31 protein-coding genes and 1 tRNA gene are annotated in these 21,202 nt (G+C 61.9%); 23 read left to right on the top strand and 9 right to left on the bottom strand.

Annotated features, from left to right (window positions below; all coding sequences use genetic code 11):
- Window positions 1–492, bottom strand: a complete 492-nt coding sequence (locus SynNOUM97013_RS02305; RefSeq protein WP_186480610.1) for a M67 family metallopeptidase — start codon at window positions 490–492, stop codon at window positions 1–3.
- Between the two features lie 53 nt (window positions 493–545).
- Here SynNOUM97013_RS02305 and SynNOUM97013_RS02300 point away from each other — a divergent pair, with 53 nt between their 5' ends.
- Window positions 546–908, top strand: a complete 363-nt coding sequence (locus SynNOUM97013_RS02300) for a CAAD domain-containing protein (protein WP_186480609.1) — start codon at window positions 546–548, stop codon at window positions 906–908.
- 35 nt (window positions 909–943) lie between these two features.
- Here the strand turns inward: SynNOUM97013_RS02300 and SynNOUM97013_RS02295 are convergent, their stop codons facing one another.
- Window positions 944–1,825 (bottom strand): fructosamine kinase family protein, encoded by an 882-nt coding sequence (locus SynNOUM97013_RS02295; RefSeq protein WP_186480608.1) that lies wholly within the window; start codon window positions 1,823–1,825, stop codon window positions 944–946.
- A 65-nt stretch (window positions 1,826–1,890) separates the two neighbouring features.
- Here SynNOUM97013_RS02295 and crtD point away from each other — a divergent pair, with 65 nt between their 5' ends.
- Window positions 1,891–3,405, top strand: a complete 1,515-nt coding sequence (crtD, locus tag SynNOUM97013_RS02290; protein WP_186480607.1) for a C-3',4' desaturase CrtD — start codon at window positions 1,891–1,893, stop codon at window positions 3,403–3,405.
- Here crtD and SynNOUM97013_RS02285 read toward each other — a convergent pair.
- Window positions 3,389–4,291: a prephenate/arogenate dehydrogenase gene (locus SynNOUM97013_RS02285; protein ID WP_186480606.1), complete on the bottom strand. Its 903-nt coding sequence runs from the start codon at window positions 4,289–4,291 to the stop codon at window positions 3,389–3,391. The genes crtD and SynNOUM97013_RS02285 overlap by 17 nt on opposite strands.
- Before the next feature lie 101 nt (window positions 4,292–4,392).
- On the opposite strand from SynNOUM97013_RS02285, the gene SynNOUM97013_RS02280 reads away from it, so the two are divergent.
- The 3 genes from SynNOUM97013_RS02280 (at window position 4,393) to SynNOUM97013_RS02270 (ending at window position 6,539) form a co-directional block, all read left to right on the top strand.
- Complete coding sequence (locus SynNOUM97013_RS02280) at window positions 4,393–5,835, top strand: helicase (RefSeq protein ID WP_186481368.1); 1,443 nt, start codon at window positions 4,393–4,395, stop codon at window positions 5,833–5,835.
- A gap of 39 nt (window positions 5,836–5,874) precedes the next feature.
- Window positions 5,875–6,114 carry a DUF2839 domain-containing protein gene (locus SynNOUM97013_RS02275; RefSeq protein WP_186480605.1) on the top strand — a complete coding sequence of 80 codons (240 nt, stop codon included), beginning with the start codon at window positions 5,875–5,877 and terminating at the stop codon, window positions 6,112–6,114.
- A 74-nt stretch (window positions 6,115–6,188) separates the two neighbouring features.
- A complete protein-coding gene (locus tag SynNOUM97013_RS02270) occupies window positions 6,189–6,539 on the top strand; it encodes a DUF1815 family protein (protein WP_186480604.1) in 351 nt (116 codons plus the stop codon).
- Here SynNOUM97013_RS02270 and recA read toward each other — a convergent pair whose 3' ends face one another.
- The 6 genes from recA to SynNOUM97013_RS02240 form a co-directional block, all read right to left on the bottom strand.
- Window positions 6,540–7,679 (bottom strand): recombinase RecA, encoded by a 1,140-nt coding sequence (gene recA, locus SynNOUM97013_RS02265; RefSeq protein ID WP_186480603.1) that lies wholly within the window; start codon window positions 7,677–7,679, stop codon window positions 6,540–6,542.
- 152 nt (window positions 7,680–7,831) lie between these two features.
- Window positions 7,832–8,596, bottom strand: coding sequence for an HAD family hydrolase (locus SynNOUM97013_RS02260; protein WP_186480602.1), 765 nt, complete (start codon window positions 8,594–8,596; stop codon window positions 7,832–7,834).
- 16 nt (window positions 8,597–8,612) lie between these two features.
- Window positions 8,613–8,684, bottom strand: a tRNA-Gln gene (locus SynNOUM97013_RS02255).
- 105 nt (window positions 8,685–8,789) lie between these two features.
- Entirely contained in the window at window positions 8,790–10,472 is a 1,683-nt protein-coding gene (locus SynNOUM97013_RS02250; protein ID WP_186480601.1) for an AAA family ATPase, read from the bottom strand.
- Between the two features lie 38 nt (window positions 10,473–10,510).
- Complete coding sequence (locus SynNOUM97013_RS02245; RefSeq protein WP_186480600.1) at window positions 10,511–11,575, bottom strand: LdpA C-terminal domain-containing domain; 1,065 nt, start codon at window positions 11,573–11,575, stop codon at window positions 10,511–10,513.
- Window positions 11,576–11,586: 11 nt separating this feature from the next.
- On the bottom strand, window positions 11,587–12,048 hold the full coding sequence (locus SynNOUM97013_RS02240; protein ID WP_186480599.1) for an NAD(P)H-quinone oxidoreductase subunit N: 462 nt from the start codon (window positions 12,046–12,048) through the stop codon (window positions 11,587–11,589).
- 397 nt (window positions 12,049–12,445) lie between these two features.
- Here SynNOUM97013_RS02240 and rplC point away from each other — a divergent pair, with 397 nt between their 5' ends.
- Genes rplC through rplO form a run of 18 tightly spaced genes read left to right on the top strand, consistent with a single transcriptional unit; the run spans window position 12,446 to window position 21,132 of the window.
- Window positions 12,446–13,102 carry a 50S ribosomal protein L3 gene (rplC, locus tag SynNOUM97013_RS02235; RefSeq protein ID WP_186480598.1) on the top strand — a complete coding sequence of 219 codons (657 nt, stop codon included), beginning with the start codon at window positions 12,446–12,448 and terminating at the stop codon, window positions 13,100–13,102.
- Window positions 13,102–13,737, top strand: coding sequence for a 50S ribosomal protein L4 (gene rplD, locus SynNOUM97013_RS02230; RefSeq protein WP_186480597.1), 636 nt, complete (start codon window positions 13,102–13,104; stop codon window positions 13,735–13,737). The genes rplC and rplD overlap by 1 nt, the downstream gene beginning before the upstream one ends.
- Window positions 13,730–14,032, top strand: a complete 303-nt coding sequence (locus SynNOUM97013_RS02225) for a 50S ribosomal protein L23 (RefSeq protein ID WP_186480596.1) — start codon at window positions 13,730–13,732, stop codon at window positions 14,030–14,032. The genes rplD and SynNOUM97013_RS02225 overlap by 8 nt, the downstream gene beginning before the upstream one ends.
- Window positions 14,033–14,047: 15 nt before the next feature.
- Entirely contained in the window at window positions 14,048–14,911 is an 864-nt protein-coding gene (gene rplB, locus SynNOUM97013_RS02220) for a 50S ribosomal protein L2 (protein WP_186480595.1), read from the top strand.
- Window positions 14,912–14,946: 35 nt separating this feature from the next.
- Complete coding sequence (rpsS, locus tag SynNOUM97013_RS02215) at window positions 14,947–15,222, top strand: 30S ribosomal protein S19 (protein ID WP_006854824.1); 276 nt, start codon at window positions 14,947–14,949, stop codon at window positions 15,220–15,222.
- 4 nt (window positions 15,223–15,226) lie between these two features.
- Window positions 15,227–15,592, top strand: coding sequence for a 50S ribosomal protein L22 (gene rplV / locus SynNOUM97013_RS02210; RefSeq protein ID WP_186470082.1), 366 nt, complete (start codon window positions 15,227–15,229; stop codon window positions 15,590–15,592).
- A 19-nt stretch (window positions 15,593–15,611) separates the two neighbouring features.
- Window positions 15,612–16,343: a 30S ribosomal protein S3 gene (gene rpsC / locus SynNOUM97013_RS02205; protein ID WP_186480594.1), complete on the top strand. Its 732-nt coding sequence runs from the start codon at window positions 15,612–15,614 to the stop codon at window positions 16,341–16,343.
- A 16-nt stretch (window positions 16,344–16,359) separates the two neighbouring features.
- Window positions 16,360–16,833, top strand: coding sequence for a 50S ribosomal protein L16 (rplP, locus tag SynNOUM97013_RS02200; protein ID WP_186470080.1), 474 nt, complete (start codon window positions 16,360–16,362; stop codon window positions 16,831–16,833).
- A gap of 2 nt (window positions 16,834–16,835) precedes the next feature.
- The gene (gene rpmC, locus SynNOUM97013_RS02195; RefSeq protein ID WP_186480593.1) at window positions 16,836–17,045 is read left to right on the top strand and encodes a 50S ribosomal protein L29; all 210 of its coding nucleotides are present in this window, start codon (window positions 16,836–16,838) and stop codon (window positions 17,043–17,045) included.
- 17 nt (window positions 17,046–17,062) lie between these two features.
- Window positions 17,063–17,329, top strand: coding sequence for a 30S ribosomal protein S17 (gene rpsQ / locus SynNOUM97013_RS02190; RefSeq protein ID WP_186470078.1), 267 nt, complete (start codon window positions 17,063–17,065; stop codon window positions 17,327–17,329).
- The gene (gene rplN / locus SynNOUM97013_RS02185; RefSeq protein ID WP_038543134.1) at window positions 17,326–17,691 is read left to right on the top strand and encodes a 50S ribosomal protein L14; all 366 of its coding nucleotides are present in this window, start codon (window positions 17,326–17,328) and stop codon (window positions 17,689–17,691) included. Before rpsQ ends, rplN begins: the two co-directional genes overlap by 4 nt.
- 2 nt (window positions 17,692–17,693) lie before the next feature.
- Window positions 17,694–18,050 (top strand): 50S ribosomal protein L24, encoded by a 357-nt coding sequence (gene rplX / locus SynNOUM97013_RS02180; protein ID WP_186480592.1) that lies wholly within the window; start codon window positions 17,694–17,696, stop codon window positions 18,048–18,050.
- Window positions 18,051–18,099: 49 nt separating this feature from the next.
- Entirely contained in the window at window positions 18,100–18,639 is a 540-nt protein-coding gene (gene rplE / locus SynNOUM97013_RS02175; RefSeq protein ID WP_186470076.1) for a 50S ribosomal protein L5, read from the top strand.
- A 19-nt stretch (window positions 18,640–18,658) separates the two neighbouring features.
- On the top strand, window positions 18,659–19,060 hold the full coding sequence (gene rpsH, locus SynNOUM97013_RS02170; RefSeq protein ID WP_186470075.1) for a 30S ribosomal protein S8: 402 nt from the start codon (window positions 18,659–18,661) through the stop codon (window positions 19,058–19,060).
- A gap of 15 nt (window positions 19,061–19,075) precedes the next feature.
- On the top strand, window positions 19,076–19,615 hold the full coding sequence (rplF, locus tag SynNOUM97013_RS02165) for a 50S ribosomal protein L6 (protein ID WP_186480591.1): 540 nt from the start codon (window positions 19,076–19,078) through the stop codon (window positions 19,613–19,615).
- A gap of 33 nt (window positions 19,616–19,648) precedes the next feature.
- A complete protein-coding gene (rplR, locus tag SynNOUM97013_RS02160) occupies window positions 19,649–20,017 on the top strand; it encodes a 50S ribosomal protein L18 (RefSeq protein WP_186480590.1) in 369 nt (122 codons plus the stop codon).
- Window positions 20,018–20,031: 14 nt separating this feature from the next.
- Entirely contained in the window at window positions 20,032–20,673 is a 642-nt protein-coding gene (rpsE, locus tag SynNOUM97013_RS02155) for a 30S ribosomal protein S5 (protein ID WP_186470072.1), read from the top strand.
- Between the two features lie 6 nt (window positions 20,674–20,679).
- Window positions 20,680–21,132 carry a 50S ribosomal protein L15 gene (rplO, locus tag SynNOUM97013_RS02150; RefSeq protein WP_186480589.1) on the top strand — a complete coding sequence of 151 codons (453 nt, stop codon included), beginning with the start codon at window positions 20,680–20,682 and terminating at the stop codon, window positions 21,130–21,132.
- The last annotated feature ends 70 nt before the right edge of the window (window positions 21,133–21,202 follow it).

Below are 21,202 nucleotides of genomic sequence, written 5' to 3'. Positions count from 1 at the left end.
CTAAGCGGGGATGGTGTGGCAGGTCACCAGCGGCAGTGCGTGCACAGCATCCGGGGCAGAGCCCTGAAGCCACCATGCCGCGAGACCGCCCCTGCCGGCATCGATCAGCATCACACCAGCGGCTGCAGCCCATCGACGATCGATGGCACTGGGCACCGGCTGACCGCCTGGATGGGAATGGGCGCTGCCCAGCACCTGCCAACCACGGGCCCTTGCCCAGCGTTGTGCTGCGATTTGCTCACGTGGGTCGAGCACAAATCGCGAGCAGCGTGATGGCAGCTCCAGGGGATCGGCAGCACCGTTGCCCTCCGGTTCCGGGAAGCCCGAAAGCCCAGGCTTCCACACGTTGCAACAAGGCCACACCTGACGAATCGACCACTCCGACGACGACTCGCCGATCAGCAGAGCGCAACCTTCCTCGGGTGCAACAGCTGCAAGAGAAGCCCTGAGAATGATCAGACACTCAACATCGATGCAGAGCCGCCATGGCATTCGACTGAGCTTGCCGATATTGTCTCGGAGTATTAAATCCACGCCTAGGCGTCATGAGCGACGAAACCACCACTCAGGCGACCGAGACCACCGGTAGCAGCACTGACACCGTCGATTTTGCCGAACGCTACAAGGACATTCTCGGCAAGGTGAACGAAACCCTCGACAAAGTCGACTGGAGCCAAGCCGGACGCATCGGCAAGGTGGTCGGCATCTTCGCCGCGGTGATCGTTGCTCAGATCCTGATCAAGGGCATTCTCGACACCATCAATCTGCTTCCGGTTGTGCCCGGCCTGCTCGAGCTACTCGGTGTCGTCGTCGTCGGTCAATGGAGCTGGAAAAACCTCACCACAAGTGACAAGCGCAGTGCCCTGGTGACCCGGATCCAGTCCTTGCGTCAGGAGTATCTGGGCTGACGCCCTTTCGCTCACTAACAACCCATCACGCTCTCCTAGAGCCAATCACGCCGCAGCGCCTTAAGGATGCTGCGGCTTTGTTGTTGGTACCCGCCACCGAACAGATTGGCGTGATTGAGCACGTGATAAAGATTCAACACCTCAATCCGCTGCTCGGCCCCGTCATCCAGAGGCCATTCCTGTTGGTACCCCTCCCAAAAACGGCGGGTGAATCCACCAAAAAGTTGTGTCATGGCCAGATCGACCTCACGGTCGGCCCACCAAGTCGCGGGATCAATCAAGAGCCCACGGCCGTCATCCAGCACCGCGGCATTACCGGCCCAGAGGTCTCCATGCACCAGGCAAGGTTGTGGCGCATGCCGGTTGAGCCAATTCATCACGGGTGAGAGCAACGGCTCCCAATCCGCTTCAACGAGACCCCAATCAAGCGCCAGCTCCAGCTGGGGGCGCAGACGCAATCGCGTGAACGCCTCTCCCCAGGATTCACACCAGCCACCAGGCTGAGGTCCGAGGCCAATGAAGCCGTCCTGATCCCAGCCGAAACGACGGGGATTCGACAGAGCTGAACTGCGGTGCAGTCGAGCCAAGCCGCGACCGAGCTGAAACTGATCACCCCGTCCTGGGTTCCACCAAGCCATCACCAATGCGGAGCGTGCACCCAAGCGCAGGTGGGCAAGCACTTGAGGGACTTCGATCAGCGCGGGATCAGCCCATTGCCGCAACGCCACCAATCCCGACTGCTCCGCAAGCAAATTGTCAGGCCGAGCGAGCTTGACGAACAGTGCCTCGCCATTGCTGAGCGTCACGCGCCAACTGGAGCCGACACTTCCACCACCAACAGGGCTGAGATCGACGATCTGCCGACCGGCCAGCAGGTCGCCAGCCGCAACGAGGGCCTGCTCCAGCTCATCCCGCATCCACGCTGATCGGTCGCTGCTGCCAGCATGACGCGATCGAAATCGCCCGATGGAGGCAGCCGCGGATGGACGCCGGCCAGGATGTGATTGTGATCGGCGGTGGCATTGCTGGTCTCACGGCCGCAGCCCTTCTTGCCCATGACGGGATCGCAGTCACCCTGCTGGAATCCCACCATCAGCTGGGTGGATGTGCCGGCACATTCCGACGGGGGCCTTACACCTTCGACGTTGGCGCCACCCAGGTGGCCGGTCTGGAACCGGGGGGCAGCCACGCCCGTCTGTTTGACCACCTGAACATCAACCCACCAGCGGCCAAGCGACTCGACCCGGGTTGTGTGGTGGACCTCAACGACGGCTCAGCGTCCATCCACCTCTGGCACGACCCTCAGCGCTGGCATCAGGAGCGTGAGGCGCAATTCCCAGGCACTGAACGGTTTTGGCAGCTTTGCAGCTGGATTCATCAGCAGAACTGGCAGTTCGCCGCTGCTGATCCTGTCCTTCCCGTTCGCAGCGGCTGGGATCTCAGTCGAACGCTCGCAGCGCTGAGCCTGGGCAATCTGATCAGCGCCCCTCTTGGTCTGCTGACAGTGGGGGATCTACTGCGCTTGACGGGGTGCGGCGGGAACCGACGGCTGCGCCGCTTTCTTGACCTGCAGCTACGCCTCTATTCCCAGCAGCCCTGTGACCGCACGGCAGCGCTCTACGGCGCCACGGTGCTGCAGATGTGTCAAGCGCCCCTAGGGCTCTGGCACCTGCAGGGTTCCATGCAGAGTCTCAGTGAAAGCCTCCGAAGCGCCATCGAACGCGATGGTGGCCAGGTGCTGCTGCGCCATCGGGCCCAGAGGTTACAGCGGGGTTCAGACGGTTCCGGGTGGAGGGTTCAGGTGGACCTGCCGGATGGATCCCAGCCAAGCCTTCACGCCAGCGACGTGATCTGCAGCCTTCCTCCCCAGAGCCTGCCGGCACTGCTGCCTGACCCTGACCTCATGCCGGACACCTACCGACGCCACCTGGACACACTTCAAGCACCCAGTGGCGCCATCGTGTTCTACGGAGCACTGGAGCGTCGACACCTGCCTCCGGACTGTCCAGGCCATCTGCAGCGCGATCAAGCGTCGCCGGGCTCTCTGTTTCTCTCCGTGAGCCATGACGGTGATGGCCGAGCCCCGGAGGGTCGAGCCACCGTGATCGCCAGCGTGTTCACCTCACCGGAGGGATGGCACACCATGGAGGAGGAGGCCTATCAGAGCCGCAAACAGGAGCTGCTCACCACCATTCGGATGGGGGTGAATGCGGCGCTGGATCTACCCGATCACGCCTGGCTGCATCAGGAACTGGCCACACCCCGAGGCTTCGCTCACTGGACCGGTCGACCCCAGGGAATCGTGGGTGGGCTCGGGCAAAGTCCTGACCGTTTCGGTCCCTTCGGCCTGGCCAGCCGAACACCGGTGGCCAATCTCTGGCTGTGCGGAGATTCGATCCACCCTGGCGAGGGAACCGCGGGAGTAAGCCTGTCTGCACTGATGGCCTGCCAACAGATGATGGCTGCGCGCGGACGGGAACTCAGCCTGAAGCGCTAGAGGAGGCCGACGGACCGTTGAGGAACTCCGGTCGCAAGGCTTGCGTGGTCTGGAGTTCCCGCTCCAACTGGGCCCAGTGACCGTTGAGGATCGCCTCCTCCAGCTGTTCAAGACTCCAGCGGTAGGCGGCGAGCGCCTTGAGCAAGGCGCCGGTGTTACGTGAAGCCATGGCCGTTCCCAGAGCGGGATTGCCGCCGCCAACCCGGGTGGTGTCGGCAAAACCGCTGGATGCCAGCTGCTTGGCGAGTTCGCGCACGCGCGGGTCCCGTTCCTCACCGACTGCGCGCAGCAAAGCAGCACTCACCATCACGGGCAGGTGCGAAATCAGAGCAACAGCCTGGTCGTGAATGAGCGGGTCAGCCTGAATCCAATGCGCGCCGAGGGCCTCAGCCAGCTGCTGGATCTGCTGCGCAGCGTCCGCGTCTGTTGCAGCCTCGGGGGTTCCAACCCAAGGACGTCCGCGAAACAGGCCTGCACACCCGGATTCCACCCCCGACTCGGCAGTTCCAGCCATCGGATGCGACGCCACAAAACGGGGATGCCGATGCCTCCAGACATCCAGTACCGCCCCTTTCACAGACCCCACATCGGTCACAGCGGCGGCGTCCGGCAGCGCCTTAACCAGCACCTCAGGAGGGTTCAACAGAGCCTCCAGAGGCAGAGCCAAAACCACCACATCACAACCTTGAAGACAGGCTGGATCACAACTGACGGCATCCACCAGCCCCCTGGCCGTTGCCCTCTCGGCGGTGCTGGCGCGATGAACGAGCCCCTGCACAGGCACACCAAGTGCGCGCAGATCAAGGGCGATCGAACCACCGATCAAACCAAGACCGACCACACCCACACGGCTGACGCCCAGTGCTCGAACCCGCCCGTCGTCCATGCCCAGCCTGCACAAGCCACCCATGTTGCTTGGCCATCAACCGTGAAGGAACAGCTCAGCGTGAACCAACCACCCGATGAACGCTTCTTAGGGTGGCGCGCATGCTGGAAGTTCAGGCCCATCAGCAGCTGAAACACCTCCTCCGGGGGAGCGCAGGGCACTGGGAGCACGAGCTCACGCTCAGCCGCCTGGTGGGACGCAGCTTGCGCCGTCAGGATCGAACCCGGATCCAACTGTCCGCGGGCAGCAACGCTCGTTGGTGGCTGGCATTGATGGTGCCGCTGGCCCTACAAAGCCGTCACACGGTGCTAGTGCTGGACGCTCTGCAACAGCAGCGATTGCTCCAGGTGGAGCGCCCTCGACTGATGGAGAGCGGCATCCGACTGAGTTGCTGGACCGGTGATCTGCCCCCGCCTGGGGATCAGCTCTGGCTGGTAACGCCGCAGCAGCTGGTCGACCTGCATCGCGACGGCAGGCTGCGCCCCCAAGACCATCTGGTCATTCCGGCGGCGGAGACCCTGGCGTCGCGACTGCGCCTGGCCATGGCACTGCAAATCGACTCCGTGCACTGGGAGCAACTGCGCACAGCGTTCCCTGCAGCGGGTGAAGGCCTGCTGGAACTACACGAGCGCCTCAGCCGTCAGGTCGCCTCCTGCGGAACAGGGACCGACCGGGACATCGCCATGCCTGAGAGCGCTCTGACGCGGGTGCGGGATCTCCTGCAGTTGCTGGGGTCCACACCTGCACCCTGGTGCCACCTGATGGCACTGGACCAGTCGTCCTGGGCCAGCTGGGCCAACTGGAATGCAAAGACACTGCAGTGGAGCTGGCATCTTCAACCCCTGGAGCCGCTGGCATCTCTCGAGCGGATGTTCAGCACGCATCCCTGGACGCTGCTGCATGGCGACGGGGGCTGTCGCCGCCATGGTGACTCGACTGAAACGTCCGACGACGCCCTGCACATTGACCTACGCGACGTCCCCCGCGCTGAACCAATCCCGCTGTATCTGCCGAGACGTCAGCCACTCCCCAACACGGAGATCTATTCCAGCCATCTGCTGGAACAAAGTCGACGCCTGATCCTGGGACGCACAGGGTTAACTGTTGTGCTGCTCGACCCGCCTGGGATGCGCCAGCGCCTCTGCAGTGAACTGGCGGCGGAGTTCGGCAGCCGAGTCACCCTGGAAAGCACAGCACCGGAAGTGAACGGGGTGATCTGCTGCCGCTGGAGTTGGTGGCTCGAGCATCAGCATCAACTTCCGGCCCCCGATCAACTGATCGCGGCGATGCTCCCGATTGCCAGCCTGGAAGAACCACTGACAGCTGCTCGCGTGGAGTCGCTGAAGCGTCAGGGCAAAGACTGGTTCAGAACCCTGCTTCTCCCGGAAGCCTTGGCCAAACTGATCCCGGCCATTGCCCCACTTCGGCAAAGCGGAGGCCGGCTGGCCATGCTCGATGGACGCGTTCGTGGACGCAGCTGGGGGGAACAAGTCCTGCGCGCCATGGAACCCTGGGAACCGTTGCAGAGATTGCGTCCGGAGTGAGCATCACTTCTAGGCTGCCGTCGAGATGAATCTCGTGTGATGGGTGAAGCCCGCCGTCGTGCCAGCCAGGGACTGCCCCCCCGGCAACGCAAACCAGACCCGAAAGAGGCCGAACGTTTCATCGCCTGGCTACCCCTCACCCGTGCCCAGGGCGCTCAGTTCGTTGACATCACCACACGAGGCGCCTGGATCGGCATTGGCGCACTGGTGGTGCTCTGGGTCGTGGTGCGCTTCATCGGCCCTGCTGCCGGCTGGTGGACCCTGGCGGACATGCCCTGAACCGGCCGGTCAACACTGAACACTGAAATCAGAAGAAAACCTTTAGAATTGATTCACTCTGGGGGTCGCTTTCCGTGTTTCTCCGTCTTTCCGAGCAATACCGATCGGTTGTTCAAGACCTGGTGATGAGCTTGCAGGCTCTGGCATCCAGCCTGAAGAAAGAAGGAATCACAGCAACGTGCTACGTCTGTGACGATGGCGAAGGTCGCAATGGCAGCGGCGCATCCTTCATGGCCGAGATCGGCGACCAACACATGGTGCGATTCCTGGTGTCTGATTTCGGCATCAGCTGGGTTGAATCTCGCAATGGACGCGAGCTGGTGAAATTCGAAGGCGCAGAAGCCATTCAGGAACTACAACGCATCGCCAGCAATCTGCAGGGAAGCCGCCAAGAAAGCGGCTCCCCTCAGACCCTTCAAGGGTGATCAGGCGGCACCCTTCGCTGACGCAGCCGCTTCTGACTTGCCGGCAGTCTTTGAAGCTGCGGAGCGCGCAGCTGCAGCGAGAGGTCGCATGGAATTGGAGGTGACTTCCGATCCTTCCGTCAGCTTCTGACGCACCAGCACTTCAATGGCCTCCTTGGCCTCAGGGTTCTGCTCCAGCCAGCCGATCGTGTTGTCACGACCCTGCCCGATGTTGTCGCCCTCGTAGCTGTACCAGGCACCTTTACGGGTGACGACACCGGTTTCTTCAGCGAGGTCGAGCAGACAGCCGAGCGTGCTGATCCCCCGCCCAAAGAGAATGTCGAACTCTGCGATGCGGAACGGAGGGGCAACCTTGTTTTTGGCCACTTTGACCTTGGCCCGGATGCCGTACTCCTCGGTTCCTCGCTTGAGCGTCTGAATGCGACGAATATCAAGACGCACCGAGGCGTAGAACTTGAGCGCGTTACCACCGGTGGTGGTTTCAGGGTTGCCATAGGTCACGCCAATCTTCAGGCGCAACTGGTTGAGGAAGATCACGGTGCAACCGGATTTACCGATGTTGCCGGTGATCTTGCGCATCGCCTGGCTCATCAAGCGGGCCTGACTGCCCACCGCCAGATCACCCATTTCTCCTTCAATCTCGGCCCGGGGCGTGAGCGCCGCAACCGAGTCGACCACCACGATGTCGACGGCAGCAGAACGCACAAGCTGGTCGACGATCTCCAGGGCCATCTCGCCAGTGTCAGGCTGCGAGACCAGCAGATTTTCGATATCAACGCCAAGCGACGCTGCATACACCGGATCGAGCGCATGCTCGGCGTCGACGAAGGCCGCAACACCGCCCCTGCGCTGCACCTCAGCGATGGCATGGAGGGTGAGCGTCGTTTTACCGGAGCTCTCTGGGCCATAGACCTCGACCACACGCCCCTTGGGATACCCGCCACCCAAGGCAAGATCGAGGGTGAGAGCACCGGTGGAGATTGTTTCAACCCGCATCCTGGAGGCATCTCCAAGGCGCATGATTGAGCCCTTGCCGAAGTTGCGCTCGATCTGACCGAGCACGAGGTTGAGCGCTTTATCGCGCTCACCTGGGCGGACATCTCCGCCGGAGGACTGGGAGGCTTTCACGTCGGCTGGCATGGCTTAGACAGTTAAAGAGCAGAAGGACGCCGCAAGCAGCTGATCGGGACGGCGGTGAAACCGACGTCGCGGTGAGATCAGAGACCGGACAAACCATCCAGTGCCCCGACTCAGGCCATCCGTCTCACGTAGTACAGATGTACGTTATCGAATCAGGGCCACTCCGCCAAGGGGGAAACGAAGCGATCTCGACTCAGCAGGCGAATGCCGCTGGGAAGCTGTTGAGAGTCCGCGGGCTGCAGATAACCCCAGCTGACAAGCCAGCACGGAAGCTCAGCCAGGCCTGCAGTGGCACGCACGCTCTCAAGGGTGGGGCGACGATCTTCAACGAAGCCGCGCAGATGCCACTGCTCGGCCAAGCGCAACAGCACCTCCGGCTTCGGGCCCGACTCATGACCATCGAGACGGGCGGGCACGAGCCCCATCGCGGCCAGCAGCTCCGCGGTGAAAGCCTTTCCCTTGGTGGTGAGCACAGACCAGGCGATGCCCTCTTCAGCCAGAGCCTTCAAACGATCGGGGACATCGGGATAAGGCTGATGCAAAGCCAGCCAGCCGTCGCGATCAGCCTCCACCGCATCGGCGCGCACCGCTTCAAGGGTCGCCTGCAGCAATGACGGCTCCCAACCGAAACGCGCGAGTGCGGCCTTGCACTGTCGGTCGTAGTCACCGACGAACGTCATCACACCGCGTTGCTGGAGAGGCCCATCCGCTTCTGACAGCAGTGCAGCCATCAGCACCATCTCCCAGCCGTGATGGATCCAGGGCCTGAGCTGGCAGAACGCTTCAGGAACGCTCTCCTGGAGTGAGGACTGGGGTTGCAGCCTCAACAACGCACGCCTGGCACTCCACCAGTATTCCTGCATGCCATTCACGATCACCCCGTCGAAATCGAAGACCAGGAGATCGGCAGCGGGCACCTTGATTGAGAAAAAACTGGGCCGCTAGGATTCGAACCTAGGAATGGCGGGACCAAAACCCGCTGCCTTACCACTTGGCGACGGCCCATTGAATCCAGATTTGCGACTCCCAATGGAGTGCAGCACCGGCGTTCAAATAGTTACCCACAGCAGAGTGACCTTCGTCAATCCACTGGGACCAGCAAGGTAAGAGTCAGGGGGGGAAAACTCTGAGTCTGCGCTGATCAGAGGGGCCATAAACATCACTGCTCAGGCTGTAGCGAGACACAAGGTCTGCCTGCATCTGCAACACGGCTTCGCTGCGTGGGAGCAACTCCACAGGCCGCCCCTCCGGCATCACAATCTGCTCAACCGCCAGTCGGCATTCTTCAAGCGCAGCCAGAGCATCTCCGCGATCCGGGGAGGCAGATGTGGATGCAGGGTCTTGATCCGAACTGGCGCTGCGCCGGCGACTGAGCAGACGTTCCAGAGCCCGTTCCACCTGGGCCAGCGAGTCCGACTTGATCACCAAGATCGGCACACCAGCCTCTCGGGCCTGACGACGCAAGGCGGGCTGACGACCGAGCCCCTGTCGGACGCTCAGAAGGACATCGGCATCGGCCAGATCGTCCACCGCCTGCACAGGCCATCGATGGCAGCGCACGGCTTCCTCGAGGCGCTGACGACTGAGCCCACAGCAGAGCACCTGCAGGTCGGCGACCGTCGTGGACGGAGACTGAGTCGCGACGGCGTCGCCATCCACTGGATGAGTTTCAGCATCAGTTGAAGGCGTGTCGCCGGCGCGGCGGGAGCTGGTGCGTCCTTGCCTTGGATCGGGCATTGGAACCACGGCAAGAGCAGGACGACGCTGCGGTGGCCGGAGCTCCGACGGCTCAGACATCACCAGACGCACCTGGCCGTCCTCGAGGAGTTCACGCTGCTGAGGCCTGGGGTTCTGGCCACGCAACAGCAAATCCACCGTGCGTCCCACGTCCTCATGCACAGCCCAGCGGTCACGGGTGTGCATCTCCACCGCCAGCGGGAAAGTCGGCTCTGCGGCCCTCTCAAGCACGGTCTTCTGGGTGCGGCGGCGCCTGGCCTCCTCATCACCGAGCGTGACGGACTCAATGCCCCCAACCAAATCACAGAGCGTGGGGTTCTTGATCAAATTGGCAAGGGCGTTGCCATGAGCTGTGGCCACCAGCATCACGCCACGCTCGGCAATGGTGCGAGCCGCCTGGGCTTCCAGTTCCGTGCCGATTTCATCGATGACGATGACCTCAGGCATGTGGTTTTCCACCGCTTCGATCATCACCTGGTGTTGAAGCTCCGGCCTGGCCACCTGCATCCGACGTGCACGACCGATGGCTGGGTGCGGAATATCACCATCGCCAGCGATCTCATTGCTTGTGTCGATCACTACCACGCGTTTCTGCAGGTCATCCGCAAGCACCCTGGCAATTTCGCGCAATGCCGTGGTCTTGCCCACACCCGGGCGGCCCATCAGCAACAGCGAGCGTCCGGTGTCCAACAGATCACGAACCATGGCAACGGTGCCGAACACAGCACGGCCAACCCTGCAAGTGAGGCCAATCACCTCTCCACGGCGATTGCGAATCGCGCTGATGCGGTGCAGGGTCCTCTCGATGCCGGCCCGGTTATCAGCACCAAACTGACCGAGACGGTTCACCACCTCCTGCAGATCCTGACGTTCAAGACAACGACTGCCCAGCGCAATGGAACGTCCCGGATAACGCGCCTCAGGCACCCGGCCCAGATCCAGGACCACCTCGAGGAGCTGATCACGCCGGTCATCGGGTTCCAGCGCGTCCTGAACCAAGGCTGGCAAGAGCGCCAACAGGCGCTGCAGGTCATCGGTAATTCGCTCGGTGCTCATGGTCGAAGGCCCATGGCAGATCGGACCATCTCCGCCTTCTAGCAGGACTCAGGCTGCTGCTGGGGTGTCAGGCCACGGGCCAGCCATGGATCCACCAAGCTGCGTGCCAGCTCGAGAGCCTGAGACCATCCCTCAGGCCAGTCGCGGAGACTGCATTGACGCGCTTCAGCCTCCTGCAGAAGAGGCTGCACCAGTGCACGTGCCCTGCCACCGAAGGCAACACCGGCAGGACCTTGGCTGCGTGGGATGCCGAGACCATCGAGCAGGTCAAGTGTGGCCGCATTCGTTCCTCCTGCTAATTGCAGAGGCCCCGGCGGCGCGCTGGTGCGCACCTGCTGCCAAAGCCGCAGCGCAGCCCTCGCCGTCCCGAGGCCCACATCACCGCTCATCGGGCGCCCATCCAGCTGCCAGAGGGGCTTCAAAGCCAAACGGCGCAGCACCTGATGGCGGCCCCAAAGCTCACGGATCAGACCCTCGGGATTCAAGCCATGCCCCTCGAGCCCACAGCTCACGGCAAGCCGCCGCAACGGAATCGCAGCAGCGACAACTTGATCCACCATGCGTTGAAAATCATCCAGACGTCCGGGAGCGGTGTGAATCTCAAGAGCATCCGGACGCAACTGCTCCAGCACGGGGCCAAGGTCCTGAAGACCGACGCGATGATCCGATGCTGCGATCAGCCCAAGCGGGCAGGCGGGTAGACAGCGCCCGCAGCCATAGCAACGATCCCGAACCACTCCCGCCTCCGCATCGATGGCCTCCGCAGGACAAACCGCCTCGCAGGGTCTCGGGCAATCCGATGGACAGAGAGTGGGATCAAACGCAGCTTTGCGGAAATGCGCATCAGCACCATCGCTGACACTGACCATCAGCCATGGACGCTGGCCCGTGTGTTCAAAAGCCCATTGGAGCCCCAGGCGCGCCGCTCGCACGACCGCGAGATCGGCCGCCACATCAACACAATGGACGCCGGCAACGGCGTAGAGAGCGCAGAGGTCGGCAATAGATGCCAGGTCCTGGTTACTGGCACCGCAAATCAGCTTGACCCAACGCCCCTGTGCAAGGGCGTCGTCACCGGAAAGGCGTGGAGCGCTGGTTGTCAACGCTGTGGAAGTCAGACCCCAAGAAGCTGGCTTAAGGGTTGCCAACGCAGACTTCTGGCTCCACCCATCTCCACCACAATCTTCAAACGTGGCTCACGGCGACAGAGATCGCACAGCGACAAAAGCTCCGAGCGCGAAAGCACCTGACCCTCCAGCAACCAAAGGACAACGGGCTTGTCGCCAAGCAATGCTTCTCCGAGCTGAGGCATCACTTCCTGCACCTCACCAACAGCGGCACCACGACCAACGCTCTGGTGGCCAAGGTGTGGCGGTCGGATCCCGTGTTTCTGGAACAAAAAGACTTCAGGATCACCCAGGCCTCGCGCGGAGGTGATCTGCGTGCGATACCCGGCGGCGCGCAGGCGTCGCAGCAGTCGCGTCTCAGCACCGCCCTCAAGAGGGGCATGCACCGCCATCACTCCAGCCGACTCCAGTTCACGGCGGAAGCCCCGACCTGAAAGCAGCAACGGCATGGATTTGATTCAGATGGTGAGGAGTCTGGCAGTTGGAGCGTGGTCTGGGGAATGGGGAACCCTGTGGTGTAGTGTTTTTGTTTGCTCTGTCGATCTGTGCCCGTCCGCTAGCCGGGCCTCCAGTACGACGAGCAGGTCCGGCGATTGCGCCGGATCCACAGGCCAGAGCAGCACAACGAACTTGTTCGATGCGCTGCCGGGAAACTACCGATCCTTCTGATCGGGCAAGTCCCAGCCAGCTGATTCGCTCGCTAGCCCCAATCCGAAATGCGCGGAACACATTTGTTCTGAGTTTTCGGTCATGACTGCGTCCAATCGATCAGCGCCCTCAGGCCGTCATTTCTGCAGCGTTCAGCCGCAGTGATGAGGGTTGTCCACGCTGGCGTCATTACCTCCCATGTCCATCGGCATCCTTGGGAAGAAGCTGGGTATGTCCCAGTTCTTCGATGAGCAAGGCAAAGCCGTCCCGGTCACCTTGATCGAGGCGGGCCCTTGCCGGATCACCCAACTCAAGACAACAGAAACTGACGGCTATGAGGCCGTCCAGATCGGCTTCGGCGAAACGCGCGACAAGCTGGTCAACAAGCCCGCCAAGGGTCACCTCGCCAAGTCAGGTGATGAGGTGCTCCGTCATTTGCGTGAGTACCGCGTCGACGACCTGAGCGGTCTCGAGCTGGGTGGCGCTATCACCGTTGGTGATTTCGAAGCCGGCCAGAAGGTTGACGTTAGTGGCGACACCATGGGCCGTGGTTTCGCTGGTTATCAGAAGCGCCACGGCTTCAGCCGTGGCCCGATGACGCACGGTTCCAAGAATCACCGCGAACCCGGTTCGACGGGTGCAGGCACCACCCCCGGTCGGATCTACCCCGGCAAGCGGATGGCTGGTCGCTACGGCGGCAAGAAGACCACGACACGCGCGCTGACCATCCTCAAAGTGGACAGTGCTCGCAACCTGCTTGTCGTCAAAGGCTCCGTACCCGGCAAGCCCGGTTCACTGCTGAACATCCGTCCCGCCAATCGCGTGGGTGCCAAGCCCGCCAAAGGAGGTAAGTGATGGCCAATTGTGTTGTTCGTGATTGGCAAGGGAAGGAAGCCGGCAAGGCCTCCCTCGACCTGAAGGTGGCCAAGGAATCCACCGCTCTCGACCTGATGCATCGCGCTGTGCTGCGTCAGCAGGCTCACAGCCGTCAGGGCACTGCCAGCACCCTCACCCGCTCGGAAGTGCGCGGTGGCGGTCGTAAGCCCTACAAGCAGAAGGGCACCGGTCGCGCCCGTCAGGGTTCGATCCGCACCCCCCTGCGTCCCGGTGGCGGCATCGTGTTCGGACCGAAACCCCGCACCTACAACCTTGCGATGAATCGCAAGGAGCGTCGTCTGGCCCTGCGCACTGCGCTGATGGCTCGCATTGATGACGTCACCGTGGTGAAGGATTTCGGTGCATCACTCGAAGCCCCCAAGACCCGCGAAGTCCTCGATGCGCTGGGTCGCTTGGGCATTGCGGCTGACGCCAAGGTGCTGATCGTGCTCACTTCACCGTCTGAGACAGTCCGTCGCTCCGTGCGCAATCTCGAGAAGGTGAAGCTGATCGCCGCAGATCAGCTCAACGTCTTCGATCTGCTCCACGCCAACGCGTTGGTGCTGGGCGAAGAGGCACTCGCAACCATCCAGGAGGTCTACGGAGATGACTGAGCGCTTCACCGCACGCCTCGCGGATGTGATCCGCAGGCCTCTGATCACAGAAAAAGCCACCCGTGCACTGGAACAAAACCAGTACACCTTCGAGGTGGACCCTCGGGCCGCCAAACCTGACATCAAGGCAGCTGTCGAACAGCTGTTCGATGTCAAGGTCATCGGCATCAGCACCATGAATCCTCCCCGCCGCAGTCGCCGGGTCGGCCGTTTCGCCGGCAAGCGCGCTCAGGTGAAGAAGGCGGTGGTGCGCCTGGCCGAGGGCAACTCCATCCAACTCTTCCCTGAGTCCTGAGGGGTCTGAAACGTCATGGCAATCCGTACCTTCCGCCCCTATACCCCCGGAACCCGCACCCGGGTGGTCACCGACTTCAGTGAAGTCACCGGCCGCAAGCCGGAACGATCCCTTGTGGTGGCCAAGCACCGCCGCAAAGGACGTAACAACCGCGGCGTGATCACCTGCCGCCATCGCGGTGGCGGTCACAAGCGGCAATACCGCCTCGTCGACTTCCGGCGTAACAAGCACGGCGTGCCCGCCAAGGTGGCAGCCATCCATTACGACCCGCATCGCAATGCGCGTCTGGCCCTGCTCTTCTATGCCGATGGCGAGAAGCGCTACATCCTCGCTCCCGCAGGAGTAGCGATTGGTCAGACCGTTATGTCTGGTCCTGAGGCACCGATCGAAGTTGGCAATGCCATGCCTCTTTCGGCCGTGCCCCTCGGTTCCAGCGTCCATTGCGTCGAGCTTTATGCCGGACGCGGTGGCCAAATGGTCCGAACTGCAGGTGCCAGCGCCCAGGTGATGGCCAAAGAGGGTGATTACGTCGCTCTCAAGCTGCCCTCCACCGAGGTACGCCTCGTTCGTCGTGAGTGCTACGCCACGCTCGGCGAAGTCGGCAACTCAGAGATCCGCAACACCAGCCTGGGCAAAGCGGGTCGACGTCGTTGGCTCGGCCGCCGTCCTCAGGTTCGAGGCAGCGTGATGAACCCCTGCGATCACCCCCACGGTGGTGGTGAGGGTCGTGCACCGATCGGCCGCTCAGGCCCGGTGACCCCCTGGGGCAAACCTGCCTTGGGTCTGAAGACCCGCAAGCGCAACAAGCCGAGCAACAAGTTCGTCCTCCGGAAGCGTCGCAAGACGTCCAAGCGGAGCCGTGGCGGACGCGACTCCTGATGTTCATCACTGTTCTGCCGTTCGCCTAATCCGCCATGGGACGTTCACTTAAAAAAGGCCCTTTCATCGCTGACAGCCTTCTTCGCAAGGTTGAAAAGCAAAATGCCGCCGACGACAAGTCGGTGATCAAAACGTGGTCCAGGGCCTCCACGATCCTGCCGATGATGATCGGCCACACCATCGCCGTTCACAACGGACGCACCCACGTGCCCGTCTTCGTGACTGAACAAATGGTGGGTCACAAACTGGGCGAATTCGCGCCCACCCGCACCTTCAAGGGCCACATCAAAGACAAAAAAGGAGGCCGCTGAGACCATGACAACGTCATCCCCAACGGCAACCACTGCCCAGGCCCACGGCCGCTACATCCGCGGTTCCGTGTCCAAGGTGCGGCGGGTGCTCGATCAGATCCGCGGTTGCAGCTATCGCGACGCGCTGATCATGCTCGAGTTCATGCCCTATCGCTCCACCGGTCCCATCACCAAGGTTCTGCGTTCCGCAGTGGCCAATGCCGAGCACAACCTCGGTCTTGATCCTTCCACCCTGGTGATCTCTGAAGCGAGCGCTGACATGGGCCCTGCCATGAAGCGCTATCGGCCCCGTGCCCAAGGCCGGGCCTACCAGATCAAGAAGCAGACCTGCCACATCAGCATTGCTGTGGCAGCCAAGACCGACTCCTGACCCCCGAGCACACCGACTGATGGGACACAAAATCCATCCAACCGGCTTACGCCTGGGGATCACCCAGGAGCACCGGTCCCGCTGGTACGCACCCAGCAAGAGTTATCCGAGCCTCCTCCAAGAGGATGACCGGATCCGCAAGTTCATCCACAAGAAGTACGGCTCCGCCGGCATCAGCGACGTGCTGATTGCTCGCAAGGCCGATCAGCTTGAAGTGGAGCTCAAGACAGCTCGTCCCGGCGTCCTCGTAGGCCGCCAGGGCAGTGGCATCGAAGAGCTGCGCTCCGGCATCCAGAAGACCGTCGGCGACCGCAACCGTCAGGTTCGGATCAACGTGGTCGAGGTGGAGCGTGTCGACGCTGATGCCTTCCTTCTCGCTGAGTACATCGCTCAGCAGCTAGAGAAGCGCGTCGCCTTCCGTCGCACCATCCGCATGGCTGTTCAGCGTGCTCAACGCGCTGGCGTTCTCGGCCTGAAGATCCAGGTCTCAGGACGTCTGAACGGTGCGGAAATCGCACGAACCGAATGGACGCGAGAAGGACGTGTGCCCTTGCACACCCTTCGCGCCGACATCGATTACGCCACCAAGGTGGCTAGCACGACCTACGGCGTGCTGGGCATCAAGGTGTGGGTGTTCAAAGGCGAAGTGCTGGGTGATGAAGCCCAGCAACAGATGCCTGTGGGGGCAACCCCGCGTCGACGGGCCGGTCGCAGGCCCCAACAGTTCGAAGACCGCTCCAACGAGGGGTGAACAGGAGGCCTGAACCATGCTGAGTCCAAAACGCGTCAAATTCCGTAAACAGCAGCGCGGCCGCATGCGCGGTGTTGCCACTCGTGGCAACACCATCGCCTTCGGTCAGTTCGCTCTGCAGGCCCAAGAGTGCGGCTGGATCACCTCCCGCCAAATCGAGGCCAGCCGTCGTGCCATGACCCGCTATGTCAAGCGTGGCGGAAAGATCTGGATCCGAATCTTCCCGGACAAGCCCGTCACCATGCGCCCCGCTGAAACCCGGATGGGTTCCGGTAAGGGCAACCCGGAATTCTGGGTTGCGGTGATCAAGCCCGGTCGGATTCTGTTCGAGATGGGCGGTGATGAAATCACCCCCGAAATCGCCAAGGAAGCCATGCGCCTCGCGCAATACAAGCTCCCTGTGAAGACCAAGTTCATCACTCTCGATGAACAGGAGCAGTCCTCCGGTGCCAAGGCTCCGGCAGCTGCTGCCGCCACCGTGGAGTCCTGACCATGGCCCGTCCCAACGCTTCCGAGCTGCGTCAACTCTCTGATGCAGACATCACCGACCAGATCAACGGTCTCCGTCGCGAGCTGTTTGACCTGCGCTTCCAGCAAGCCACCCGGCAGCTGGCCAACACTCACCGTTTTAAGGAAAGCCGCCTCAAGCTGGCCCAGCTCCTGACGGTGCAGAAGGAGCGTCAAAGCTCCACCGCCTCCTGATCCTCCGCTTCATTCCCATGGCACTCAAGGAAAGGGTCGGCACCGTCGTCAGCGACAAGATGGACAAAACGGTGGTGGTGGCGGTGGAAAACCGCTTCCCCCATCCCATCTATCAAAAGACGGTGAGCCGCACCACCCGTTACAAGGCTCACGACGAGAACAACAGCGTTCGCGTCGGTGACCGTGTTCGCATCACCGAAACACGTCCGCTTAGCCGCCACAAGCGCTGGGCCGTGGCTGAAGTTCTCAGCCACAGTCCCAAAGCTGAGGAGGTCGCCAAGTGATCCAACAGGAATCCTTCCTCACCGTCGCTGACAACAGTGGCGCCAAGCGCATCCAGTGCATCCGTGTGCTGGGCACCAACCGTCGCTACGCCCACGTGGGCGATGTGATCGTGGCCGCCGTCAAAGACGCCATGCCCAACATGGGCGTGAAAAAGTCTGATGTGGTGAAGGCTGTGGTGGTCCGCACCAAGGCCACCCTGCGTCGCGACACCGGCAACTCGATCCGGTTCGACGACAACGCAGCTGTGATCATCAACGACGACAAGAACCCCAAGGGCACTCGCGTGTTCGGTCCTGTCGCGCGTGAACTGCGTGATCGCAACTTCACCAAAATCGTCTCCCTCGCACCGGAGGTGATCTGAAAATGGCAACTGCAACCCCTAAATCTGGCTCAACGCAGCGCCTCAAGATGCGTTTGCGCAAGGGCGACACCGTTCAGGTGATCACCGGCAAGGACAAGGGCAAGACCGGAGAGGTTCTCCGCACCCTTCCCACCGAAAACCGTGTGATCGTCGCAGGGATCAACATGCGCACCCGGCATGTGAAGCCCACCCAGGAAGGTGAAAGTGGTCGGATCGTCACGGAAGAGGCTTCCCTGCACGCCTCCAACGTGATGCTCTATTCCACTGACAAGAAAGTGGTCAGCCGAGTCGAGCTGATCACCGACAAAGACGGCAACAAGAAGCGCCGCCTCAAGAAAACCGGCGAAGTGATCGACTGATCACCTCGAACCGCCTTCTGACCAAGTCCAGAAGTTTCATCCCCCAGCCATGTCACTGAAACAGCGCTACAGGGAGACCATTCAGCCCAAGTTGCTGAAAGACCTGAGTCTCTCCAACGTCCACGAAGTTCCCAAGGTGTTGAAAGTCACCGTGAACCGGGGACTCGGCGAAGCCGCCGCCAATGCCAAGTCTCTTGAGGCTTCGGTCAACGAGCTCGCGCAGATCACCGGCCAGAAGGTCGTTGTCACCCGCGCCAAGAAAGCCATCGCCGGCTTCAAGATCCGCCAAGGCATGCCCATCGGCTGCGCCGTCACCCTGCGTGGCGATCGCATGTATGCCTTCCTGGAGCGCCTGATCAACCTGGCACTGCCCCGCATCCGCGACTTTCGCGGCGTGAGCCCCAAGAGCTTTGACGGACGCGGCAACTACACCCTGGGGGTGAGAGAGCAGATCATCTTCCCTGAGATCTCCTTCGACCAGATCGACGCCATCAGGGGCATGGACATCACCATCGTGACCACTGCCCGCACGGATGAAGAGGGCCGGGCCCTCCTCCGCGAGATGGGAATGCCATTCCGCAGCAACTGAGCCCTCCTCGGAAACCACCATGGCCAATCACGACCCTATTTCCGACATGCTCACCCGCATTCGTAATGCGAGTGAGAAACGTCACCAAAACACGAAAGTCCCCGCTTCCCGCATGTCGCGCAGCATCGCCAAAGTGCTGCAGCAGGAAGGCTTCATTGCCGAGATCAGTGAAGAAGGCGAAGGCGTCCACACCAGTCTGGTGCTGGAGCTGAAGTACAGCGGCAAGCACCGCCAGCCCACCATCCGCTCGATGCAGCGGGTGAGCAAGCCTGGCCTGCGCATCTACAAGAACACCCGCGGCCTGCCCAAGGTCCTCGGCGGACTGGGGGTGGCCATCATCTCCACCTCCAAGGGTGTGATGAGCGACCGCGACGCCCGCAAGCAAGGCGTCGGCGGTGAAGTGCTCTGCTACGTCTATTGATCCGGAGCCGCAATCATGTCTCGTATCGGTAAATCCCCCATTCCCGTTCCCGACAAGGTGACCGTGAGCCTCGATGGCCTCGCCGTCACCGTGAAGGGACCCAAGGGCGAATTGAAACGCACACTCCCCGACGGCGTGAGTGTCGATCAGGTGGACAACACCATCGTGGTGGCTCCCACCAGCACCAAGCGCACCTCCCGGGAGCGCCACGGCCTTTGCCGCACGCTGGTCGCCAACATGATCGAAGGTGTCAGCAACGGCTATTCCAAGCGATTGGAAATCGTCGGCGTGGGCTCCAGGGCTCAGGTGAAGGGCAAGACGCTCGTCGTCAGCGCTGGCTACAGCCACCAGATCGAAATGTTGGCACCCGAAGGGATCACCTTCGCAGTGGAAAACAACACCAACGTCACGGTCTCCGGCATCGATAAGGAGCTGGTGGGCAATGAAGCCGCCAAGATCCGCGCGATCCGCCCACCCGAGCCTTACAAGGGCAAGGGCATCAAGTACGCGGGCGAGCGCATCCTGCGCAAGGCAGGCAAGTCAGGCAAGAAGTAATCCACTGCCAGACAACCTTCCGCTTTATCCACCATGTCGACCCTTTCCCGCAAACAACAGACTCAGAAGCGTCATCGCCGCCTGCGTCGTCACCTCAATGGCACAGCCGCGCGTCCCCGTCTGGCTGTGTTCCGCTCCAACAGTCACATCTACGCCCAGGTCATCGACGACGATGCCCAGAGCACTCTGTGCTCGGCATCGACCCTCGACAAGGACCTGCGCACCAGTCTCAAAGACACCAGCAGCACCTGCCCCGCCTCTGTCGCTGTCGGTGAACTGGTGGCCAAACGTGCCCTGGCCAAGGGCATCCAACAGGTGGTCTTCGATCGCGGCGGCAACCTGTACCACGGCCGGGTGAAAGCCCTTGCCGACGCCGCCCGGGAAGCGGGCCTTCAGTTCTGATTCCTGCTTAACCCATGACCGATTCCAACCCTCAATCCAATTCCAACGCTGTCCCGGCAGCGTCCGACGTCCCTGCAGCGGCCGAAGGTCAGCAGCAGGAGCAGCGTCGTGGTGGTCGTGACCGTGGAGACCGCCGAGGCGGACGTCGCGGCGACCGCCGAAACCAGGAGCGTGACTCCGAATGGCAAGAACGGGTGGTGCAGATCCGCCGTGTCTCCAAAACCGTGAAAGGCGGTAAAAAGATGAGCTTCCGCGCCATCGTTGTCGTCGGCAACGAGCGTGGTCAGGTCGGCGTCGGCGTCGGCAAGGCCGGTGATGTGATCGGTGCCGTGCGCAAAGGCGTTGCTGATGGCAAGAAGCACCTCGTGAAGGTGCCGCTCACCCGTCACAACTCCATTCCGACCCTGTCCAACGGTCGTGACGGTGCTGCCAGCGTGCTGATTCGCCCTGCCGCACCGGGTACCGGAGTGATCGCGGGCGGCTCCATCCGCACCGTGCTCGAACTGGCTGGCATCAAAAACGTGCTGGCCAAGCGCCTCGGCAGTAAGACACCCCTCAACAACGCCCGGGCTGCGATGGTGGCCCTGGACAGTCTCCGTACGCACAAGGAGACCGCAAAGGAACGGGGGATCTCCCTCGAGCAGATCTACTCCTGATTCCCCATGACTCTCCGACTCGACTCTCTCAAGGCCAATAAAGGCGCCCGTCGCCGCAAACTGCGCAAAGGTCGCGGCATCGCCGCTGGCCAAGGTGCGAGCTGTGGCTTCGGCATGCGTGGACAGAAGTCCCGCTCGGGCCGTCCAACCCGGCCCGGCTTCGAGGGTGGCCAGATGCCTCTGTATCGGCGCGTTCCGAAGCTGAAGCATTTCCCGGTGGTGAACCCCAAGAACTTCACCGTGGTGAATGTGTCAGCTCTGAATGAGCTCAAGGCTGGCAGCACCGTCAATCTCGATTCACTCGTGAAAGACGGCATCGTCACCAGCCCCAAGCATCCCTTGAAAATCCTTGGCAACGGGGAACTCAAGGCCAAGCTGACCATTCAAGCCGCTGCCTTCACGGCCTCCGCACGGACCAAAATCGAAGCAGCCGGTGGCACCTGCGAACTGCTGGACTGAGATCCACACTGATCAACCTCCACAGATCTAAGGTCAAAGCCGTCCGCTGGATACCATCCGCGGACGGCTT

The organism is Synechococcus sp. NOUM97013 (assembly GCF_014279815.1).
Lineage (GTDB): Bacteria > Cyanobacteriota > Cyanobacteriia > PCC-6307 > Cyanobiaceae > Synechococcus_C.
Note: the sequence above shows the minus strand (reverse complement) of the source record. Positions and strands in the feature narration are given on the sequence as shown.

What these genes read in the sequence shown, in the direction of transcription:
- rpmC (WP_186480593.1), top strand. Translation starts at nt 16,836, where the DNA reads ATGGCCCGTCCCAACGCTTCCGAGCTGCGTCAACTCTCTGATGCAGAC.
- crtD (WP_186480607.1), top strand. Translation starts at nt 1,891, where the DNA reads ATGGACGCCGGCCAGGATGTGATTGTGATCGGCGGTGGCATTGCTGGT.
- SynNOUM97013_RS02275 (WP_186480605.1), top strand. Translation starts at nt 5,875, where the DNA reads ATGGGTGAAGCCCGCCGTCGTGCCAGCCAGGGACTGCCCCCCCGGCAA.
- rpsC (WP_186480594.1), top strand. Translation starts at nt 15,612, where the DNA reads ATGGGACACAAAATCCATCCAACCGGCTTACGCCTGGGGATCACCCAG.
- rplF (WP_186480591.1), top strand. Translation starts at nt 19,076, where the DNA reads ATGTCTCGTATCGGTAAATCCCCCATTCCCGTTCCCGACAAGGTGACC.
- rpsH (WP_186470075.1), top strand. Translation starts at nt 18,659, where the DNA reads ATGGCCAATCACGACCCTATTTCCGACATGCTCACCCGCATTCGTAAT.
- rpsS (WP_006854824.1), top strand. Translation starts at nt 14,947, where the DNA reads ATGGGACGTTCACTTAAAAAAGGCCCTTTCATCGCTGACAGCCTTCTT.
- rplV (WP_186470082.1), top strand. Translation starts at nt 15,227, where the DNA reads ATGACAACGTCATCCCCAACGGCAACCACTGCCCAGGCCCACGGCCGC.
- SynNOUM97013_RS02280 (WP_186481368.1), top strand. Translation starts at nt 4,393, where the DNA reads ATGCTGGAAGTTCAGGCCCATCAGCAGCTGAAACACCTCCTCCGGGGG.
- SynNOUM97013_RS02240 (WP_186480599.1), bottom strand. Translation starts at nt 12,048, where the DNA reads ATGCCGTTGCTGCTTTCAGGTCGGGGCTTCCGCCGTGAACTGGAGTCG.
- rplE (WP_186470076.1), top strand. Translation starts at nt 18,100, where the DNA reads ATGTCACTGAAACAGCGCTACAGGGAGACCATTCAGCCCAAGTTGCTG.
- SynNOUM97013_RS02225 (WP_186480596.1), top strand. Translation starts at nt 13,730, where the DNA reads ATGACTGAGCGCTTCACCGCACGCCTCGCGGATGTGATCCGCAGGCCT.
- SynNOUM97013_RS02285 (WP_186480606.1), bottom strand. Translation starts at nt 4,291, where the DNA reads ATGGACGACGGGCGGGTTCGAGCACTGGGCGTCAGCCGTGTGGGTGTG.
- SynNOUM97013_RS02295 (WP_186480608.1), bottom strand. Translation starts at nt 1,825, where the DNA reads ATGCGGGATGAGCTGGAGCAGGCCCTCGTTGCGGCTGGCGACCTGCTG.
- SynNOUM97013_RS02250 (WP_186480601.1), bottom strand. Translation starts at nt 10,472, where the DNA reads ATGAGCACCGAGCGAATTACCGATGACCTGCAGCGCCTGTTGGCGCTC.
- recA (WP_186480603.1), bottom strand. Translation starts at nt 7,679, where the DNA reads ATGCCAGCCGACGTGAAAGCCTCCCAGTCCTCCGGCGGAGATGTCCGC.
- SynNOUM97013_RS02300 (WP_186480609.1), top strand. Translation starts at nt 546, where the DNA reads ATGAGCGACGAAACCACCACTCAGGCGACCGAGACCACCGGTAGCAGC.
- rplC (WP_186480598.1), top strand. Translation starts at nt 12,446, where the DNA reads ATGTCCATCGGCATCCTTGGGAAGAAGCTGGGTATGTCCCAGTTCTTC.
- SynNOUM97013_RS02305 (WP_186480610.1), bottom strand. Translation starts at nt 492, where the DNA reads ATGCCATGGCGGCTCTGCATCGATGTTGAGTGTCTGATCATTCTCAGG.
- rplB (WP_186480595.1), top strand. Translation starts at nt 14,048, where the DNA reads ATGGCAATCCGTACCTTCCGCCCCTATACCCCCGGAACCCGCACCCGG.
- rplX (WP_186480592.1), top strand. Translation starts at nt 17,694, where the DNA reads ATGGCAACTGCAACCCCTAAATCTGGCTCAACGCAGCGCCTCAAGATG.
- rplO (WP_186480589.1), top strand. Translation starts at nt 20,680, where the DNA reads ATGACTCTCCGACTCGACTCTCTCAAGGCCAATAAAGGCGCCCGTCGC.
- rpsE (WP_186470072.1), top strand. Translation starts at nt 20,032, where the DNA reads ATGACCGATTCCAACCCTCAATCCAATTCCAACGCTGTCCCGGCAGCG.
- rplP (WP_186470080.1), top strand. Translation starts at nt 16,360, where the DNA reads ATGCTGAGTCCAAAACGCGTCAAATTCCGTAAACAGCAGCGCGGCCGC.
- rpsQ (WP_186470078.1), top strand. Translation starts at nt 17,063, where the DNA reads ATGGCACTCAAGGAAAGGGTCGGCACCGTCGTCAGCGACAAGATGGAC.
- rplR (WP_186480590.1), top strand. Translation starts at nt 19,649, where the DNA reads ATGTCGACCCTTTCCCGCAAACAACAGACTCAGAAGCGTCATCGCCGC.
- rplD (WP_186480597.1), top strand. Translation starts at nt 13,102, where the DNA reads ATGGCCAATTGTGTTGTTCGTGATTGGCAAGGGAAGGAAGCCGGCAAG.